The organism is Marinobacter alexandrii, assembly GCF_005871205.1.
In the GTDB taxonomy this organism is placed as follows: domain Bacteria; phylum Pseudomonadota; class Gammaproteobacteria; order Pseudomonadales; family Oleiphilaceae; genus Marinobacter; species Marinobacter alexandrii.
The window spans coordinates 1,375,027-1,393,460 of the sequence record NZ_SWKM01000011.1; the positions used below are offsets into that span (position 1 = coordinate 1,375,027).

Consider the following 18,434-nt stretch of genomic DNA (forward strand, 5'->3'; position numbering starts at 1 on the left):
CCACCTGTAGCGCCCGAAGACGCTGAACCATGGCCGAAGAGAACGACAACAGTCAGGAAAAAACGGAAGAGGCCACGCCCCGAAGGCTTGAAAAAGCCAAGGACGAGGGCCAGACCGCCCGTTCCCGTGAGCTGGCCACCATGGCTGTGCTCATGGCAGGCGCTGGCGGCCTGCTGATGTTCGGCTCCAGTCTGGGTGCCAGCCTGGAAGCCATCATGCGCGACAGTTTTGTGCTGGAGCGCTCGGCCATCTTTGATACCCGCCACATGAGCATTCAGCTCATGGCTTCCGCGAAAGAAGCAGCCTGGGCGTTATCACCGATACTGGTGGTCTTGTTGATTGCTGCCATCTTCGGCTCCATCGGCATCGGCGGCCTGCTGTTCAGCGGCAAGGCAATCGCACCCAAGCTGAGCCGGATGAACCCCATCAAGGGGCTGGGCCGCATGTTTTCCGCCCGTTCGCTGATTGAGCTGGTGAAGGCCATCGCCAAGGTCGGCCTGGTGATGTCAGTAGCCGTTCTCATCCTGAATCTCAGAACCGAAGACCTGCTCAGTATCGCCGAGGAACCAGCGGTACCGGCCATGGAGCACGTTTTGTGGACCCTGGGCTGGAGTTTCTTCCTGCTCTCCTGCGCCACCATCATCATTTCGCTGATTGACGTGCCGTTCCAGATCTACGACCACCAGAAAAAACTCCGAATGACCAAGCAGGAGGTGAAGGACGAGTACAAGGACACCGAGGGCAAGCCGGAAGTTAAAGGCAAGATCCGGCAGCTCCAGCGCGAGATGGCCCAGCGCCGCATGATGCAGGATGTACCGACCGCCGACGTGGTGATCACCAACCCGACCCACTATGCGGTGGCGCTGAAGTACGATCAAAAATCCATGGCGGCGCCGGTAGTGGTGGCCAAGGGAGCCGACGAGGTGGCCTTCAAAATCATGGAGATCGCCCGCGAGAACAAGGTGGAAGTGCTGCGTACGCCTCCGCTCACCCGGGCTACATACCACAACGCCGACATCGGCGACGAGATCCCCGACGGTCTCTACATGGCCATCGCCCAGGTGCTGGCCTACGTGTTCCAGCTCCGACAGTTCCGCAAGGGGCGTGGGGCGAAACCCGGTATGCCTGAGTTCCCGATTCCTTCGGACTTGCGGCGCGATGTTTAGCTCTTGAGCACCTAGCCTTCGAGTTTTGGTGATGGGTGTTTGTGGGTGGCCCTCCCAAAAACCGCTACGAGCACGTCCATGTGCGCTTGTTTCCGGCCATCCTTGGCCTCCAACATTTTTGGGAGGGCCACCCACAAACACCTTGTAGTTCCTCGATATTCCAGCTTTCTTCCAACAAGCTCCGCTTAATTCCCCGAAATTCGTTTAAGCATGGTATTTCTCCGAAGCCAGCAGGTGGCTGGGCGGTAAGGCTTTCCAAAACTGTGCGGAGCCATGGATGGCGGAGCTCAAGCGCCACAGGGATGTGCTTGAGCGGGTTTTGGAAAGCCTTACCGTCCGGCCACAGACGCCAAGCCTTCCAGGCTAGGAGCGGTGCTAGAGGCTGGCTAACTGCTACAGGCAATAACCCGAACCATAGGCTCCCCGCGACTCTCGGGTATCGGTAGTGTGCCGTACCAAGCCCGTGGATCGTGGACGGTGGCTGAGTCGAAACCACACGACAGGAAATGGCGCTGGGCCTCGTCGTCAGTTTGAAAGTGGAACGATACCTGGCTGCGGGTCGCGGTGCCGAGCAGGGCGCCCAGTGTCTTGAGGGTGCCGTTGAGCAAGGGCTGTCTGGGGCGGTAGTAGCTTTCGGTGATGTAGAGCGAACCGGGGCGATCAGCCATTACCTTTGCCAGGCGGCGCCAGAAGTCGCTGATGACATCCAGTGAGAAGTAGCTGGTCAGGCCTTCGGTGACGATGATCACCGGCTTGGCATTGTCGAACACGCGATCGATGACTTTTTCGATCTGGTATTGGCCGTGGTCGGCCAGGATATCGATGGGTGTTACCTGGTGATGCTCGCCCAGGCGTCCCGCCGCCAGAAGACGCATTGCCTTGCGGCCGGCCATGTCCGGTAGGTCGGCTTCCACCATGTGCACCAGGGGATGCCGTTGCCGCAATCGAAGTCCTCTGGGAGACATGCCGCAGGCTATTTCCAGAACCTGGGTAGTGCCGGTGTCTTGAATCGCCTGATCAATCAGGTGATCCATGATCAAATGGCGTTGCAGCAGGAAGGTTCGGATATTGCCGCCGATGGCCGCCTTGCTGGCGGATTCGAACGGGGTCATCAGGTGGTAGAGCCAGCGGCCCTGTTCAGTGGCGAGGATGTCGTCGGAGAGACCATACCGGTGCCAGACGGCACCGGTATAGAGGGCGGTGAAACTGATGCCGGAGCTATCAGTCGGCTTGCTGCTCATACACCGCTTTGCCCCAAGCCTCGCGGCTGCCGGGCAGGATCAAGTTCAGGATGATGGCCGCGACGGCACACAGGGCGATGCCTTCCAAGTGGCCCAGCACCATGCCGCCAATACCGAACACGAGGGTCACACCCACAATTACCAGGTTGCGTGACTGGGACAGATCCACCTGATGGCGAATCAGCGTGTTCAGACCCACCACTGCGATGGAGCCAAACAGCAGGCACAGGATGCCGCCCATGACAGGAACCGGAATGGTCTGCAGGGCGGCGCCAAACTTACCAACGAATGCCAGCACGATGGCAACCACAGCGGCCCACCACATGACCCGCGGGTTGAAGTTCTTGGTGAGCATGACCGCACCGGTCACTTCCGAGTAGGTGGTGTTGGGTGGTCCACCCAGGGCTGCTGCGGCACTGGTGGCCAGGCCGTCGCCCAGTAGTGTGCGGTGCAGCCCGGGCTTTTCCAGGAAGTTCTTGCGGGTGACGTTGCCGATGGCCAGAACATCACCGATGTGCTCAATGGCCGGGGCGATGGCCACCGGAATCATGAACATGATAGCGCCCCAGCTGAACTCAGGCGCGACAAAGTTCGGTACCGCCAGCCAGGGAGCTTCCTGGATGGGCGTGGTGTCGACGATGCCGGCAAAAGCGGACAGCACGTAGCCGGTGATGACACCAAACATGATCGGGATCAGGCGGAAGATGCCCTTCGCCCATACTGACATGATGATGGTCACGGCCAGGGAAATCATCGCGATCCAGATAGCAGTATCGTAGGGGATCAGTTGAGTGGAGCCGTCGCCGGTCCGGCCGGAGGCCATGTGTACGGCAACGGGTGCGAGGCCCAGGCCGATGGTCATGATAACTGGGCCGATGACCACTGGCGGCAGCAAAGCACGCACAAAGCCTGTGCCACGAAGGCGAACCAAACCACTTAATAAGATGTAGAGAATGCCCGCTGCCATCAGGCCGCCCAGGGTTTCTTCCATGCCGAATCGGCCCTTGGAGGCAATGACCGGGGCAATAAAGGCAAACGACGACGCCAGAAAGATCGGGATCTGGCCGCCGGTGACGATGTGGAACACGATGGTGCCCATGCCGGCGGTGAACAGGGCGACGTTCGGATCAAGCCCGGTAATCAGTGGCATCAGCACCAGGGCGCCAAAGGCAACCAGCAGCATCTGGGAACCGGCTAGCGCCTGTTTCCAGGTTGGTTCATTAGTGTGTTCCAGCATGCTTAGAGGTCCTTCTGCTTGGTGCCGAAGATCTTGTCACCAGCATCACCCAGACCAGGCAGGATGTAGCCTTTCTCGTTCAGGCGCTCGTCGACAGAGGCGGTGTAGATGGAGACGTCCGGATGGGCTTCAAGCACTTTTTCAACGCCTTCAGGCGCCGCAACCAGGATCAGCGCACGGATTTCGGTGCTACCGGCTTTTTTCAGCAGATCGATGGTCGAAATCATTGAGCCGCCAGTGGCAAGCATCGGGTCCACGATCAGTGCCATACGCTGGTCCAGTTCGCCCACCAGTTTCTCCAGGTAGGTGCTGGCTTCCAGGGTTTCTTCGTTACGGATCTGGCCGACCACGCTCACCCGGGCGACCGGGATCAGGCTCAGAACGCCGTCCAGCATGCCAAGGCCGGCACGCAGGATCGGGACAATGGTGATCTTCTTGCCGTGGATCTGTTCAACGTTGACCGGTCCGGCCCAGCCTTCGATGGTCTTTTCCTGCAGGTTGAAATCTTTCGTCGCTTCGTAAGTCAGCAGGGCGCCAACTTCTTGTGCCAGCTCACGGAAATTCTTGGTGCTGATGTCCGACCGGCGCATCAGGCCGAGTTTGTGTTGGATCAGGGGATGTTTGACCTCGTGAATTGGCATGAGTCACCTGTGAGTCTGGTTGGTCTTAAATGGATTTGCGGCGCGTTCAAATGGCGCAAGGATACCGCATCTGGACGGGTACGTCAGGCGACACGCCTCGAAAGCACATGGAAATCGAGTAAGGAGTGGTACGGATCTTGCCACACCAGTCTGAAACGACGCCTTTGCGTCAGGTTTTCGACCCTGAGCACGCGGTCACGCACAGCCAATCGGAGAAGTATCCGGCATGGACAGAGCTTTAGTCCTTAATAACGTCAAATCCCTGACGCGGGGAAATCTGGGTGTCCCGGTCATGCTGATGGGGTTGCTGGGCATGATGATCCTGCCCATGCCGGCCTTCCTGCTGGACGTCTTCTTTACCTTCAACATTACGCTGTCCATCGTCATCCTGCTGGTGTGTGTCTACGCCATGCGTCCGATGGAGTTCGCCTCATTCCCGACCGTACTGTTGGTGGCAACGCTGCTGCGACTTGCTCTGAATGTGGCCTCGACCCGGATCGTGCTGTTAGAGGGGCACGAGGGTGGCGACGCCGCCGGTAAGGTCATCGAATCCTTTGGCGAAGTGCTGATTGGTGGCAACTACGCGGTTGGTCTGGTGGTGTTTGCCATACTGATGATCATCAACTTTCTGGTTGTGACCAAAGGTGCTGGGCGAGTCTCCGAAGTCAGCGCCCGCTTTACCCTCGACGCTATGCCCGGCAAGCAGATGGCCATTGATGCCGACCTGAACGCCGGCCTGATCAATCAGGACGAAGCCAAACACCGCCGTTCGGAAATCGCCCAGGAAGCCGACTTCTACGGTTCTATGGACGGTGCCTCGAAATTCGTTAAAGGCGATGCAGTTGCCGGCCTGCTTATCCTGGCCATCAACATTATTGGTGGTGTCGCCATCGGCATGCTGCAACACGATCTGGACTTTGGTCTGGCCATGCAGCGTTACGCCTTGCTGACCATTGGTGACGGCCTGGTCGCCCAGATTCCGTCGCTGCTGCTCTCCACCTCCGCCGCCATCATGGTGACCCGGGTAACGTCCAGTCAGGACATGGGCGGGCAGATTCTGAGTCAGATGTTCAGCGCGCCCAAGGCCCTGGCCATCGCCGCTGGCATCCTGATTATCCTGGGTCTGATTCCGGGTATGCCCCACGTTGCCTTCCTGGGACTCGGCAGCCTTGCCGCCGGCGCAGCCTGGTATATCTGGAAGCACGATCGCCAAACCGTCGAGGAAGACGGAGCCTTTCCGGTGCGGGGTGGTTCCGGTGGCATGCCTCGGTCGGCAGGTGGTGACTTGCCCCCGGGCGGCGATGGCGATCATGGCCGAGAGCTGCCAGCGCCAAGTGAGACCAAGGAATTGGGTTGGGATGACGTCGCCACCGTCGACATCGTAGGACTGGAGGTTGGCTATCGGCTGATTCCACTGGTTGATAAATCCCAGGGTGGTCAGCTGTTGAGCCGGATTAAGGGCGTGCGCAAGAAACTGTCCCAGGATCTGGGCTTCCTGATGCCGTCGGTTCATATTCGCGACAATCTGGACCTGATGCCCAACGTTTATCGCATTACCCTGATGGGCGTCACCATTGCCGAGGCTGAAATTCATCCGGAGCGGGAGCTGGCTATCGACCCGGGTCAGGTGTTCGGCAAGATTGAAGGCATTGAAGGAAAGGATCCGGCCTTTGGCCTGGACGCCAGCTGGATCGAGCAGGACAAGAAAGATCAGGCCCAGACTCTCGGTTACACCGTAGTGGATGCCAGCACTGTGGTGGCAACCCATCTCAATCAGGTCCTGCAGAAGCACGCCCACGAGCTGCTGGGTCACGAAGAAGTCCAGAAGTGGCTGGACCAGTTGGAGAAAGTGTCACCCAAGCTGGCCGAGGAACTGGTGCCGACCACCGTGTCCATCAGTCTGCTGCTGAAGGTGCTGCAGAACCTGCTGAAAGAAGAGGTGCCAATCCGGGATATGCGCTCCATTGCCGAGGCAGTGGTCAACGTGCACCCGAAGAGTCAGGACCCGAAATTGCTGACCACGGCAGCCCGCCAATCCCTGCGTCGCATGATCGTTCAGAGTATCTGCGGCAACGAGGCTGAGATACCGGTTATTACTCTGGATCCAGATCTGGAACAGTTATTGCTGAAGTCTGTTCAACAGAGTCAACAATCCGGCGGTCAGGATGACATTGGGTTGGTTCTCGAGCCGAACATGGTGGAAAAACTGCAGCGCTCCCTTCAGGAAAGCGTGCAGCGCCAGGAAATGCTTGGGAAGCCGGCCATCCTGCTGGTCTCGGGGCCGCTTCGGCCGGTTCTGGCGCGGTTTGCGAGTTACGGAGTCGAGCGTTTGCACGTGCTCTCGTACCAGGAAATTCCGGATAACAAACAGATCACTATCGTGGCGTCCGTTGGCCAGTAAGCACACGGACCCCAGTACGGACAACGCCCAGGCGGCGGTGCCGGTGGAGGATGAGGCAGCATGAAAGTAAAACGGTTTTTTGCGCAGAGCATGTCAGAGGCGCTGAAGCAGGTCAGTGAACAGATGGGCCCGGATGCCGTAATTCTTTCCAATCGCCGTGTCGAAGGCGGTGTCGAAATCGTGACGGCGCTGGACTACGACGAGAATATGGCGCGTCAGCGTCTTGGCGAGCAGGCTGAGACCGCCACCAACGGATCACGACTGGCGGAAATGCAGGCCGATCAGCACCGTCGCCTGGAAGACGAACTGGGCCGGTCGCGGGATCGCATTCGTGACGTCCGCGAGAAGCGGTCAAAAGCGGGCGCGGGCTATGCCGGCGCTTCGTTCGCCGAGCTGAGCGACGCGGCCATGGTCGATACTGAAGAGCCGACTACCCGATCAGCAGGCGGCACTTCCGGCTATTCGGATGAGCTGGCTCAGATGCGAGCGGAAATCAGTTCCTTGCGGGATTTGATGCATGGTCGGGCGGCTGAGCCTGCCAAGCCTGCCAGCAACGCCGTGCAGCAGCGGCTGGCAGAGCGCCTGCAGGAGTTTGGTTTGAGCAGCGATCTGGCGGCGTCTCTGTCACGCCGGCATAAAGGCGGCCGGCTCGATGAGGGCTGGAAACAATCCCTAAAGATGCTCGCCACCGGTGTGCGCACGGCTCGTGAGGAATGGCTGGACGAGGGTGGAGTTTACGCTCTGGTGGGCCCCACTGGGTCCGGCAAGACCACCACCATTGGAAAACTGGCGGCTCGCTACGTACTTCGGCACGGGGCTGATTCGCTGGCGCTGGTGACCACTGACCGATACCGGGTTGCCGCCCACGAGCAGCTGTTCGTATTTGGGCGCATTCTCAATGTGCCGGTGCGGGTAGTCGATGAAAGCCACTCGCTGGATTCCATCCTGGATGAATTGTCCGACCGCCACATGGTGCTTATCGATACCGCAGGCCTGACCAGCTCAGATAAAGGCTATGAAGAGCAGTTGTCCGAATTGGCGCAGAGTCATCACAACATTCGCACCCATTTGGTGGTGTCCGCCACCAGCCAGCCGCGCATCATGAAATCCGTTTGGCATTGCTATAAGATGGCAAATCTTGCGGGCTGCGTGATGACTAAGATTGACGAAGCCCTTACCCTGGGCGAATCTCTGGGGTTTGTCATGGAAACCGGGTTGCCGGTGGCCTATTACACGGATGGACAGAAAATCCCCGAGGACCTGCATCACGCAGAAGCCGTTCCCCTGGTTCGCTTAGGTGTGGTGCGTTTAAAAAATATTCAGCAACAGCAATCGGTGGCTGAAGGGGCTTGAGTATAGTGACACCTGTATCGGATGATGGAGTATCCGGCGTGCAGAACGGGCGCCGTTTGGTAAGACGAGCCTTCGACGAAACTGGCGAGAGACAAGAGTCAACATGAGCAGAGCAAATCCGGTACAGGTGATTGCGGTATCTGGCGGAAAGGGTGGGGTCGGCAAAAGTAATGTGTCGGTTAACCTCGGTATCGCCCTCGCACAGAAAGGCCGTCGCGTGGTGATCCTGGATGCCGACCTGGGTTTGGCCAACATTGACGTGCTGCTCGGAATTACCTCCAATCGCAACATCGCCGATGTGCTCTCGGGTGAGTGTGACCTGAAGGACGTTTTGGTCAATGGCCCCAGTGGCATCAAAATTGTTCCGGCCTCCTCCGGGACCCAGCGCATGACCCACCTGAGCCCCATGGAACACGCGGGCCTGATCAACGCCTTCAGTGAACTGAGTGACCAAATTGACGTGTTGATCGTTGATACCGCCGCCGGTATTTCCGAGTCGGTGGTCAGTTTCCTGCGCGCGTCCCAGGAGCTGTTGTTCGTAGTATGCGACGAACCTACCTCCATTACTGACGCCTACGCGCTCATCAAACTCATGAACCGGGAGTACGGCACCAACCGTTTTCGTATTCTCGCCAATCAGGTGCGTAACGAACAGGAAGGACGCCACCTGTTCGATAAACTGACCCGGGTCACCGAACGATTTCTTGATGTAGCCCTGCAATACGTGGGCATGGTGCCCTACGACGAGGCCGTCAAGAAATCAGTACAGCGCCAGCGGGCTGTGCTGGATGCCTACCCCCGCGCCAAGGCCTCACTGGCAATCAAGGCCTTGGCAGATAAAGTTGACAGCTGGCCGTTACCTTCATCCCCTCGGGGACATCTTGAGTTTTTTGTGGAGCGGCTCGTCGAAGTCTGAATCTGATCCAATCATAACAACACCGGATACATGACATTGACGAATAACCTGGGAATCTACCAGCAGGCCGGCGCCTCGGGTCAGGCCAGTCTCATTGAAGAGCAGGCCCCGCTGGTCAAGAAAATAGCGCTGCACCTGATGGCCAGGCTACCGGCTTCAGTGCAGTTGGAAGACCTTATACAGGCCGGCATGATTGGTCTGCTTGAGGCTGCCCAACGCTACAGCTCCGCAAAAGGCGCTACCTTCGAAACCTATGCCGGAATCCGCATCCGCGGCGCCATGGTGGATGAAATCCGCAAGGGCGACTGGGTGCCCCGGTCCGTGCACCGCAACGCCCGCCGTATCTCCCAGGCGATTAAGGCCGTGGAAGACCGCGAAGGCCGTGAAGCCCAGGATCTTGAAGTGGCCGAAGAGTTGGGTATGGAGCTGTCGGAGTATCACGCCTCGCTATCGGACGCTAACAGCGGACGACTTTTTAGCCTTGATGAGCTCAATGAATCTGGAGAGCTGCCGATAGAAGGATCAGAGACCAGTGATAATCCTCTGGATGGCCTGGCTTCCGACGCCTTCCGACGCAACCTGGCGCACGCCATTGACGAATTACCGGAGCGCGAAAAACTGGTTTTGAGTCTGTATTACCAGGAAGAGCTGAACCTGAAAGAAATCGGCGCCGTCCTCGGGGTAAGCGAAAGCAGGGTCAGTCAGATTCACAGCCAGGCCGCACTGCGACTGCGTGGGCGGCTGGCCGACTGGCAGCGGGATGCCAACGATTGATAACGAATAAGGTGTGTCCGGTTCATAGCGCTGTGTAGTTTTTGGTAACCGGCGCTTTACATGGTCATCAAAGATCAGACAATACGTGGTTTAAAAGACGGCCCGTTAGGTTTCGAGCTCAACGGTCAAACGAATTCCGGGTGTGACTAACTGGAGGTCCCATTGGACAAGAACATGAAAATCCTGATCGTGGATGATTTTTCCACGATGCGACGGATCATCAAGAACCTGCTGCGCGATCTTGGGTTCAGCAACACCGACGAAGCAGACGACGGCAATACCGCGCTGCCGATGCTGAAAAGCGGCAAGTACGATTTCCTGGTGACCGATTGGAACATGCCGGGCATGTCCGGTTTCGATCTCCTGAAAGCCGTCCGCGCGGACGAAAGCCTGAAGACCTTGCCGGTGCTGATGGTGACCGCAGAAGCCAAGCGCGACCAGATTGTCGCCGCCGCCCAGGCCGGTGTGAATGGCTATGTGGTCAAGCCATTTACGGCCGCTGTGCTTAAAGAAAAGATTGAGAAAATCTTCGAACGTATTCAGTAACCAGAGGTCGGATGGCTCTCATGAGCAATAGCAAGACGAACCATCAGAGCCTCGATCCGGAGGTGACTGAAAAGCTCCAGCGTCAGAGTGAAGAGTTGGCCAAGAGTGTGCAGGCCGGCGATTTTGCCCAAGCGATGACGGTGATTAACGAGCTGAGCGAGGTCAGGGATCAAAGCCTGTACCGTGAGGTTGGACGCCTCACCCGGAGTCTTCATGAAGCGATCCGGAATTTCCAGATAGATCCTCGCAGTGCCGAGCAACAGGAAGCGCTGTCGAAAATGACCGACGCCTCTGATCGCCTGGAATACGTCGTGCAGATGACCAGCCAGGCTGCCAATCGCACCATGGATCTGGTTGAAGAGACCATGCCGGTGGCGAATGCGGTCCGCAATGAAGCCACGGAACTCCGGGACGAATGGCAACGCCTGCGTCGGCGCGAGATGCAGCCGGCAGAATTTCGAGAGCTGTATGGCCGTATTGATCGGTTCTTCGTGAGCCTGACCGCTGATGCCGACAGCATGTACAACAGCTTGTCGGAAATTCTGCTGGCCCAGGATTTCCAGGACCTCACCGGTCAGGTAATCCAGAAGGTCACCGCGCTGGTGAAGGAAGTTGAAGAACAGATGCTGAGTCTCGTGGTGATGGCGAGCCACGTAGACCAGCTGACTGGCACCGTGCACAGGATTGATGAAACCGAGGTTTCGGCAGAGCAGGGTGTAGGGCCACAGATCAAGGCCGAAGAACGTGAAGATGTAGTTTCGGGGCAGGATGACGTTGATGATCTGCTGTCCAGTCTCGGTTTCTGAACTAATGAGGGTTGCCCATGGCGTTTGATGCCGATGATGAGATTCTCCAGGACTTCCTGGTGGAAGCCGGTGAGATTCTTGAAAAACTGTCAGAACAGTTGGTAGACCTTGAGCAAAATCCTGATGACAGTGATCTGCTCAACGCCATCTTCCGCGGTTTTCACACCGTCAAGGGCGGTGCCGGATTCCTGCAGCTTGAGGCCCTGGTCAACTGCTGCCACTCGGCTGAGAACGTTTTCGATATCTTGCGGAACCACAAACGCAAAGTGGACTCCGAGCTTATGGACGTGGTGTTGGAGACCCTCGACCACGTCAATTCGATGTTCGATCAGGTCAGGAATGGCCAAGCGTTAACACCGGCCCCTGACCAGCTCATTGCCTCCCTCGACGCTTTTGCAGAGCCCGCAGGCGAAGTGCAGCCCCGTGAAGACGCACCAGCGACGGCGCCGCAAGCGGCAGACGACGGTGGCGATATTACCGATGACGAGTTCGAGCAGTTGCTGGATGCGCTGCAGGACGGAAGCGCTGCCCCGGAATCCCCAGCGGTCGCTGATGAACCGGCCAAAGTCGACTCGGCATCAGGCGGTGGCTCCGGCGATGACGACATCACCGACGATGAATTTGAGGCTCTGTTGGATCAGCTCCACGGTAAAGGCCAGTTTGCCGGTGCAGTGGCTGCCGATGAGTCTGCGCCTGCGGCTGATACTGGTGCGGCAGCGAGCGGCAGCGAATCAGCCGCTGGTGGTGACGATCTGATCACCGACGATGAATTTGAAAAGCTGTTGGATGAGCTGCATGGCAAAGGCGGTGCGCCAACCACCGCGGGTGCCGGCGAGACCGGAACGCCAGCTGCGGAACCGGCGGCCGCTCCGAAGAGTGAGCCAAAGAAAGTCGAGCCAAAGAAAACCGAGCCGAAGAAGGCTGAAGCCAAGCCGACGGCCGCCGCAGCCCCTGCGCCTGCCCGAGACACGTCGCCGGTTGCTGAGACTACCGTGCGTGTAGACACCAAGCGCCTGGACGACATCATGAATATGGTGGGCGAACTGGTGCTCGTGCGTAACCGGTTGCAGCGCCTGGGTGCGTCCAGCGAAGACGAGCATATGCACAAGGCCGTCTCCAACCTCGACGTGGTTACCACCGATCTGCAGGCGGCGGTCATGCAAACCCGCATGCAGCCGATCAAGAAAGTGTTTGGCCGTTTCCCGCGCGTGGTTCGGGATCTGGCTCGCAGCCTGAAGAAAGAAGTGAACCTCGTGATGCACGGGGAAGACACGGATCTCGACAAAAACCTGGTGGAAGCCCTGTCCGATCCGCTGGTTCACCTGGTACGGAACTCCGTAGACCACGGTATCGAAGCGCCTGACGTTCGGGAAAAAGCCGGCAAGCCGCGCCAGGGCACAGTCACTCTGTCCGCCGAGCAGGAGGGCGATCATATCCTGCTGGCCATTGAGGACGATGGTGCCGGCATGGATCCCGAGGTGCTGCGCCGCAAAGCCGTCGAGAAGGGCGTTTACGAACAGGACGCCGCCGATCGGCTCACCGAGAACGAGTGTTTCAACCTGATCTTCGCCGCCGGTTTTTCCACCAAGGAGCAGATCTCGGATGTCTCCGGACGTGGTGTTGGCATGGATGTGGTCAAGACCAAGATTGGTCAGCTCAACGGCCAGATCAGCATTGTCTCTAAGCTGGGCAAAGGTTCCAGAATCATCATCAAGGTGCCGCTGACCCTCGCGATCATGCCGACCCTGATGATCATGCTGGGCGACCAGTCGTTCGCGCTGCCGCTGGTCAATGTGGTGGAAATTTTCCACCTGGATCTTACCAAGACCAATATTGTCGATGGTCGCGAATGCATCGTCGTGCGGGACAAAGTATTCCCGCTGTTCCACATCAAGCGTTGGCTGGTGGGCAAGGGTAAGGGTCAGGAAGAGCCTGCCAACGCCCATGTGGTGATCGTAGCCATGGGAACCAAGCAGGTGGGCTTTGTGGTGGATCAGCTGGTGGGCCAGGAAGAAGTGGTTATCAAGCCGCTGGGCAGGGCGCTCCAGGGTACTCCAGGCATGGCGGGAGCCACCATTACGGGCGATGGCCGTATTGCCCTGATTATTGACGTTCCCAGCCTGCTGCAGCACTACAGTTGACGCCGGTCCGGCTCGGACGTGGAAGCGGAATTCGTTAGGAGAAATGGATGACAGTTTCTGTCCTGGTCGTGGATGATTCAGGTTTCTTTCGCAAACGGCTGACGGAAATTCTGACAAGCTCCGGCCAGATCAAAGTAATAGGCGTGGCCACCAATGGCCGCGAGGGTGTCGAGCTGGCGGCAAAATTGCGGCCGGACGTCATCACCATGGATTACGAGATGCCGGTGATGGATGGTATCTCGGCAGTCCGGGAAATCATGAAAAAGCACCCAACACCGGTGCTGATGTTTTCGTCGCTCACTTATGAAGGCGCCCGGGTAACCCTGGATGCGCTGGAAGCCGGAGCGGTGGATTTCCTGCCTAAGAATTTCGAAGAAATTGCCCGAGACGGCAGTCAACTCCAGCGCATCCTGATCGATCGCATTCTCGATGTTGCCCGCAGCCGGCCCGGCGTCCGGCCGACCTCAGCTCCGGTCAGCAAGCCAGCGCCAGGCACCGCTCGAGACAACACCGCAGCGCGTACTCGCGCACCGTTATCCTCCGCACCGCGCTCATCCCCGGTTCGGCGCACGCCGGAGGCTGCCGCAGAAGCGGAAGTCAGCCGACGTTCGTACCGGCGTGGACCGGCCAAGCACTACAACGTAGTCGGCATCGGGACTTCCACCGGAGGTCCGGTAGCCCTGCAACGGGTGTTGACGGCATTACCGGCGTCCTTCCCGCGGCCTATTGTGTTGATTCAGCACATGCCCGCCAGTTTTACCCCGGCCTTTGCCGAGCGCCTGAACAAGTTGTGCCAGATTGAGGTTCGCCAGGCCGAAGACGGCGACCTGCTCAAGCCGGGCCTGGCGTTACTGGCGCCCGGTGGCAAACAGATGATGATCGAAAATCGCGGTGGCCAGGGCCGGGTTCGCATCCTGCCCGGCGATGAGCGCCTGAACTACAAGCCCTGTGTTGATGTTACCTTCGGTTCACTGGCGCGCAGTTTCCCCGGGAAGACTCTGGGTGTGATTCTCACCGGCATGGGGGCGGACGGTAAGGAAGGCTGCCGGATGATGAAGCAGAGCGGATCCGATGTCTGGTCCCAGGATGAAAAATCCTCGGTCATCTATGGCATGCCCATGGCGGTCGCAAAAGCCGGTCTCAGTGATGAAATTCTGGCGCTCGAAGAGATTGGGCCACGCCTGGTAGAAGGCGTTTCCTGATGGATATTCTGAGTCTTCTGGGCATCGTACTTGCGTTTGCCGCCATACTGGGCGGCAATCTGCTTGAGGGTGGCGCGCTCAGTTCTCTGTTCAACGCTCCGGCTGCCCTGATCGTGGTGGGCGGCACTCTTGCGGCAACGATCCTGCAAACTTCCTGGCCGATTCTGAAGCGGGCATTCCAGCAGGTGCGCTGGGTGCTGGTGCCGCCGTTCATCAGCATGGAAGATGGCATTGGCAAAGTGATTGATTGGAGCGTAAAGGCCCGCAAGCAGGGGCTGCTCGGGCTGGAAGGCCTGGCCGAGCGGGAGCCTGAACTGTTCGCCCGTAAGGGCCTGCAGTTGCTGGTGGACGGTGCCGAAACCGAAACCATTCGCGGGATCATGGAAGTGGATCTGGAATCCCGGGAGCAGCGCGATCTGGAGTCAGCCCAGGTTTTCGAAGCCATGGGCGGGTATTCGCCGACCATCGGAATCATCGGCGCGGTCATGGGCCTGATTCAGGTGATGACCAATCTGGAAGATCCACAATCCCTGGGCAGCGGAATTGCCACCGCCTTTGTTGCGACCATTTACGGGGTGGCGCTCGCTAACCTCCTGTTCTTTCCGGTTGCCAACAAGCTTCGTGGCATTGTCCGGGAGCGCACCCGGTATCAGGACATGATGATCGACGGCATCATTGCCATCGCCGAGGGGGAAAACCCCAAATCCATCGAAATGCGACTGCGGGGTTTCCTGCAGTAACCATGATCGGGGCATCGTATGCGACGCCGTAGGCAGTCCCAGCAAGATCTTCACAACAAGGAGCGGTGGCTGATTTCCTATGCGGATTTCATTACCTTGCTGTTCGCTTTTTTTGTGGTGATGTATTCGGTGTCGTCAGTGAACCAGGGCAAGTACAAAGTGCTCTCGGAAACTCTGACTGGCGTGTTTAATGCGCCCCAGCGCTCCTTTCAGCCCATCGAGGTGGGGGATCAGCCACAGCAACTGACCAACGATGCGGTCATTTCCTTGCCGGTAACCGAAGCGCCCGGCAATCCGGAGCGCGAAGCGGAGGTGCGGAGCAGGGCGCTCAGTGCCATGGCCGATCAGTTGTCCCTGGAATTTGAAGAATTGATCAGTCAGGGCGTCATTACCTTGGAGTCCAGTGATCGCTGGCTGGAACTGAACCTTCCTAACAGCCTGCTGTTCGGAAGCGGTGATGCCGAACCGCACTACGATGCCTTCGCCGTGATCGAGAAGATTGCCACGGTGCTGCGAAATCGTGATAACGCCGTTAAGGTCGAAGGGTTCACCGATAACCAGCCCATCAGCAGCCAGCGTTTTCCCTCCAACTGGGAGCTGTCGACAGCTCGCGCCGCGGCGGTGGTGCGCATGTTGTCGATGGAGGGTATTGAGCCCGAACGATTGGCCGCAGTGGGTTACGGTCGGTTCCAGCCGGTTGCCCGCAACGACACTGATGAGGGACGTCGGCGTAACCGCCGGGTGGTCCTGCTAATTTCTCGTGATGCCAGTGTGCGCGGGGCCATGCGCTGACAGCGCAGATCCGCGACACATGCGTATGGCGGCGTTGGCACGGTTCCTGTATTAACTCATGGCAGTAGTTTTCCCGGCAACCGATTGCCGTTGCAGCTGGTTTGCGGTGAGTCATCGGTGTTCAAGTTGCCGGGCAAGTGGCCGATAAACCGGAATGCAGCAGCGTCCACCGCTGCTGCCATGGCGTTTTCTTTGGAGAGACATACGTGCGAATCTGGGCAGTAGCCAATCAGAAGGGTGGTGTTGGCAAAACCACATCCGTGGTTGCGTTGGGCGGAATGCTGGCCGAGCGCGGTAAGCGGGTGTTGGTCGTGGATCTGGATCCGCACGGGTCACTCACGAGCTGGTTCGGTTACGATCCGGATACCATTGCGCACAGTGTGTTTGATCTGTTTCAGCATCAGGGCAAGGTGCCCGAGGGGCTGCCGGCCCAGCTCATCACCGAGACCAGCTGCCGCGGCCTTTCGTTGCTGCCCGCGAGTACGGCGCTGGCAACGCTGGAGCGTCGGATGGTCGGCGTGGAGGGCATGGGGCTGATCATGTCCCGGGCTCTGGCCCAGTTGTGGGACGATTTTGACTACGTCATTCTCGACAATACGCCGTCGCTGGGCGTTTTGATGGTCAATGCCCTGGCGGCTGCTCAGCATCTGGTAATTCCGGTACAGACCGAATTTCTCGCCATCAAGGGTCTGGAGCGCATGCTGCATACCCTGAAGATGATCATGCGGTCCCAGAAGAACGAATTGACCTACACTATTGTTCCGACTTTGTATGATCGCCGTACCCAGGCGTCGGTGAAGAGTCTGAACCTGTTGCGAAAAACTTACCCGGATACACTGTGGCGCTTTGCAATACCAGTCGACACCAAATTCCGGGACGCCAGCCAGGCTGGTATAGTTCCCTCGGCCGTGGATGCCACCACCCACGGCGTTCGCGCCTACACCAAACTGCTTGACGATCTTTTGACGCGGACTGGGTCGGTCAAGGAGCGTCAGCATGCCTGACGAAAAAATGACAAAGCTGGCGGACCCGGCCAGTGCCATTGCCAGTTACCTGGACGATTTGCTGCACACAGCGACGGACTCCGCGCTGCGTGAAGAGGTTGACGTGTTGGCGCCGGAGCAGCAGGTGGAAGCCCGGCCGATCGAGCAGCCGGTGGCAGCACCGGTTCTGGAACCGGAACCTGAGCCAGAGCCAGAGCCGCCCTCACCGGTGGTGGAAGAGTCTGCACCTCCGGAGCCTGTAACGGCTGAGCCCGAGGTGGAAGTCCGTCATGCACCGGAGCCAAAGCCTGCAGAGCAGGCGCCATTGGCCCGTCCCGATTGGTCAGAGGCGCCCTTCGAATGCCTGATTTTTACCGTTGCCGGGCTTCAGTTAGCGGTGCCACTGATTTTGCTGGGCGCCATTCATCGGGTAGAGGATGAAAGCGAGATTCGACCGATTCCGGGCAGTCCGCGCTGGTACATGGGCATGCGCCCGGATCGTGATCAGAATCTGCGGGTAGTGGATACGGCCGAATGGATCATGGCTGGACGAGTCCCCGAGAATGCCCGGGACAACTACCGGTTTGTCATTCGTCTGGATAACAGCGAGTGGGGCCTGGCCTGTGACGACGTGGCCCAGTCGTTTACCCTCCGGCCGGACGAAGTGCGTTGGCGCAGTGCGCGCAGCAAGCGGCCCTGGTTGGCCGGAACCGTGATTGATCATATGTGTGCACTCATTGATGTGCGCACCATGGCCGACCTTCTGGTGCGGGCCGAACGCGAACAACATCTGGATCTGAGCTGACGAAAGCGTCAGTTACTGATTGAAACCGTGCCACGCTGGCACGGTTTGTGCCCTTAACTATAGTATTGGGCACTGATGATGACTTTTTGACGATCAGGTTGCCCGCCGGGCAGCCACAGAGGAGATACAGTGCTATGGCTTCCCCGAGCGGACAACACAATCAGGTCCAGGACGATCAGGTACTGCAGTACGTGACCTTCCGATTGGATGACGAGACCTACGGTCTGGATGTCATGCAGATTCAGGAGGTGCTGAGATACACGGAAATTGCTCCGGTCCCCGGTGCACCCGATTACGTGCTCGGCATCATTAATCTGCGGGGTAACGTGGTCACGGTGATCGATACCCGTCGCCGGTTCGGTCTGGCGGATGCCGAAGTGACCGACTCAACGCGGGTTGTGGTGATGGAATCGGCCAATCAGGTCATGGGAATTCTGGTGGATTCCGTGGCCGAGGTGGTGTACCTGAAGTCCAGTGAAATAGAAACTGCACCGAACGTGGGTAACGAGGAAAGTGCCAAGTTTATCCAGGGCGTGTGCAACAAGGATGGTGAGCTGATCATCCTGGTTGAATTCGACAAAATGTTGTCTGAAAACGAATGGGCGGAAATCGCCGCACTGTGAGAAAAAGGCCCTTGGGGCCACAGTGCTACGGATGGACGCCTTTCGAGTTAAATCACGGGAGACGTCC

Annotated in this window: 17 protein-coding genes; 14 read left to right on the forward strand and 3 right to left on the reverse strand. The window is 58.4% G+C overall.

Annotated features, from left to right (window positions below):
* Window positions 1–29: 29 nt before the first annotated feature.
* Complete coding sequence (flhB, locus tag FCS96_RS06765; RefSeq protein ID WP_138439457.1) at window positions 30–1,166, forward strand: flagellar biosynthesis protein FlhB; 1,137 nt, start codon at window positions 30–32, stop codon at window positions 1,164–1,166.
* A gap of 386 nt (window positions 1,167–1,552) precedes the next feature.
* Here flhB and FCS96_RS06770 read toward each other — a convergent pair whose 3' ends face one another.
* Genes FCS96_RS06770 through upp form a run of 3 tightly spaced genes read right to left on the reverse strand, consistent with a single transcriptional unit; the run spans window position 1,553 to window position 4,285 of the window.
* The gene (locus FCS96_RS06770) at window positions 1,553–2,407 is read right to left on the reverse strand and encodes a class I SAM-dependent methyltransferase (RefSeq protein ID WP_138439459.1); all 855 of its coding nucleotides are present in this window, start codon (window positions 2,405–2,407) and stop codon (window positions 1,553–1,555) included.
* The gene (locus FCS96_RS06775; protein ID WP_138439460.1) at window positions 2,388–3,644 is read right to left on the reverse strand and encodes a uracil-xanthine permease family protein; all 1,257 of its coding nucleotides are present in this window, start codon (window positions 3,642–3,644) and stop codon (window positions 2,388–2,390) included. The genes FCS96_RS06770 and FCS96_RS06775 overlap by 20 nt, the downstream gene beginning before the upstream one ends.
* Window positions 3,645–3,646: 2 nt before the next feature.
* The gene (gene upp, locus FCS96_RS06780; protein ID WP_138439462.1) at window positions 3,647–4,285 is read right to left on the reverse strand and encodes a uracil phosphoribosyltransferase; all 639 of its coding nucleotides are present in this window, start codon (window positions 4,283–4,285) and stop codon (window positions 3,647–3,649) included.
* Between the two features lie 226 nt (window positions 4,286–4,511).
* Between upp and flhA the strand changes: the two genes are divergently transcribed.
* The 13 genes from flhA (at window position 4,512) to FCS96_RS06845 (ending at window position 18,367) form a co-directional block, all read left to right on the forward strand.
* Window positions 4,512–6,686, forward strand: a complete 2,175-nt coding sequence (gene flhA, locus FCS96_RS06785; RefSeq protein ID WP_138439464.1) for a flagellar biosynthesis protein FlhA — start codon at window positions 4,512–4,514, stop codon at window positions 6,684–6,686.
* 60 nt (window positions 6,687–6,746) lie between these two features.
* A complete protein-coding gene (gene flhF / locus FCS96_RS06790; protein ID WP_138439466.1) occupies window positions 6,747–8,039 on the forward strand; it encodes a flagellar biosynthesis protein FlhF in 1,293 nt (430 codons plus the stop codon).
* Between the two features lie 103 nt (window positions 8,040–8,142).
* Window positions 8,143–8,955 (forward strand): MinD/ParA family ATP-binding protein, encoded by an 813-nt coding sequence (locus FCS96_RS06795; RefSeq protein ID WP_138439467.1) that lies wholly within the window; start codon window positions 8,143–8,145, stop codon window positions 8,953–8,955.
* Between the two features lie 30 nt (window positions 8,956–8,985).
* Window positions 8,986–9,729 (forward strand): RNA polymerase sigma factor FliA, encoded by a 744-nt coding sequence (locus FCS96_RS06800; protein ID WP_138439469.1) that lies wholly within the window; start codon window positions 8,986–8,988, stop codon window positions 9,727–9,729.
* Window positions 9,730–9,891: 162 nt separating this feature from the next.
* Window positions 9,892–10,275, forward strand: a complete 384-nt coding sequence (gene cheY, locus FCS96_RS06805; RefSeq protein WP_138439470.1) for a chemotaxis response regulator CheY — start codon at window positions 9,892–9,894, stop codon at window positions 10,273–10,275.
* Between the two features lie 20 nt (window positions 10,276–10,295).
* Window positions 10,296–11,081, forward strand: a complete 786-nt coding sequence (locus tag FCS96_RS06810) for a protein phosphatase CheZ (RefSeq protein ID WP_138439472.1) — start codon at window positions 10,296–10,298, stop codon at window positions 11,079–11,081.
* A gap of 17 nt (window positions 11,082–11,098) precedes the next feature.
* Window positions 11,099–13,222, forward strand: a complete 2,124-nt coding sequence (locus FCS96_RS06815) for a chemotaxis protein CheA (RefSeq protein WP_138439474.1) — start codon at window positions 11,099–11,101, stop codon at window positions 13,220–13,222.
* Between the two features lie 47 nt (window positions 13,223–13,269).
* Complete coding sequence (locus FCS96_RS06820; protein WP_138439476.1) at window positions 13,270–14,424, forward strand: protein-glutamate methylesterase/protein-glutamine glutaminase; 1,155 nt, start codon at window positions 13,270–13,272, stop codon at window positions 14,422–14,424.
* Window positions 14,424–15,164, forward strand: coding sequence for a flagellar motor protein (locus tag FCS96_RS06825; protein WP_138439478.1), 741 nt, complete (start codon window positions 14,424–14,426; stop codon window positions 15,162–15,164). The genes FCS96_RS06820 and FCS96_RS06825 overlap by 1 nt, the downstream gene beginning before the upstream one ends.
* A gap of 18 nt (window positions 15,165–15,182) precedes the next feature.
* Complete coding sequence (gene motD, locus FCS96_RS06830) at window positions 15,183–15,956, forward strand: flagellar motor protein MotD (protein ID WP_138439480.1); 774 nt, start codon at window positions 15,183–15,185, stop codon at window positions 15,954–15,956.
* 206 nt (window positions 15,957–16,162) lie between these two features.
* Window positions 16,163–16,960, forward strand: coding sequence for a ParA family protein (locus FCS96_RS06835; protein ID WP_138439482.1), 798 nt, complete (start codon window positions 16,163–16,165; stop codon window positions 16,958–16,960).
* Entirely contained in the window at window positions 16,953–17,744 is a 792-nt protein-coding gene (locus FCS96_RS06840; RefSeq protein WP_138439484.1) for a chemotaxis protein CheW, read from the forward strand. Before FCS96_RS06835 ends, FCS96_RS06840 begins: the two co-directional genes overlap by 8 nt.
* Before the next feature lie 134 nt (window positions 17,745–17,878).
* Window positions 17,879–18,367, forward strand: coding sequence for a chemotaxis protein CheW (locus FCS96_RS06845; RefSeq protein WP_138439486.1), 489 nt, complete (start codon window positions 17,879–17,881; stop codon window positions 18,365–18,367).
* Window positions 18,368–18,434: the final 67 nt, after the last annotated feature.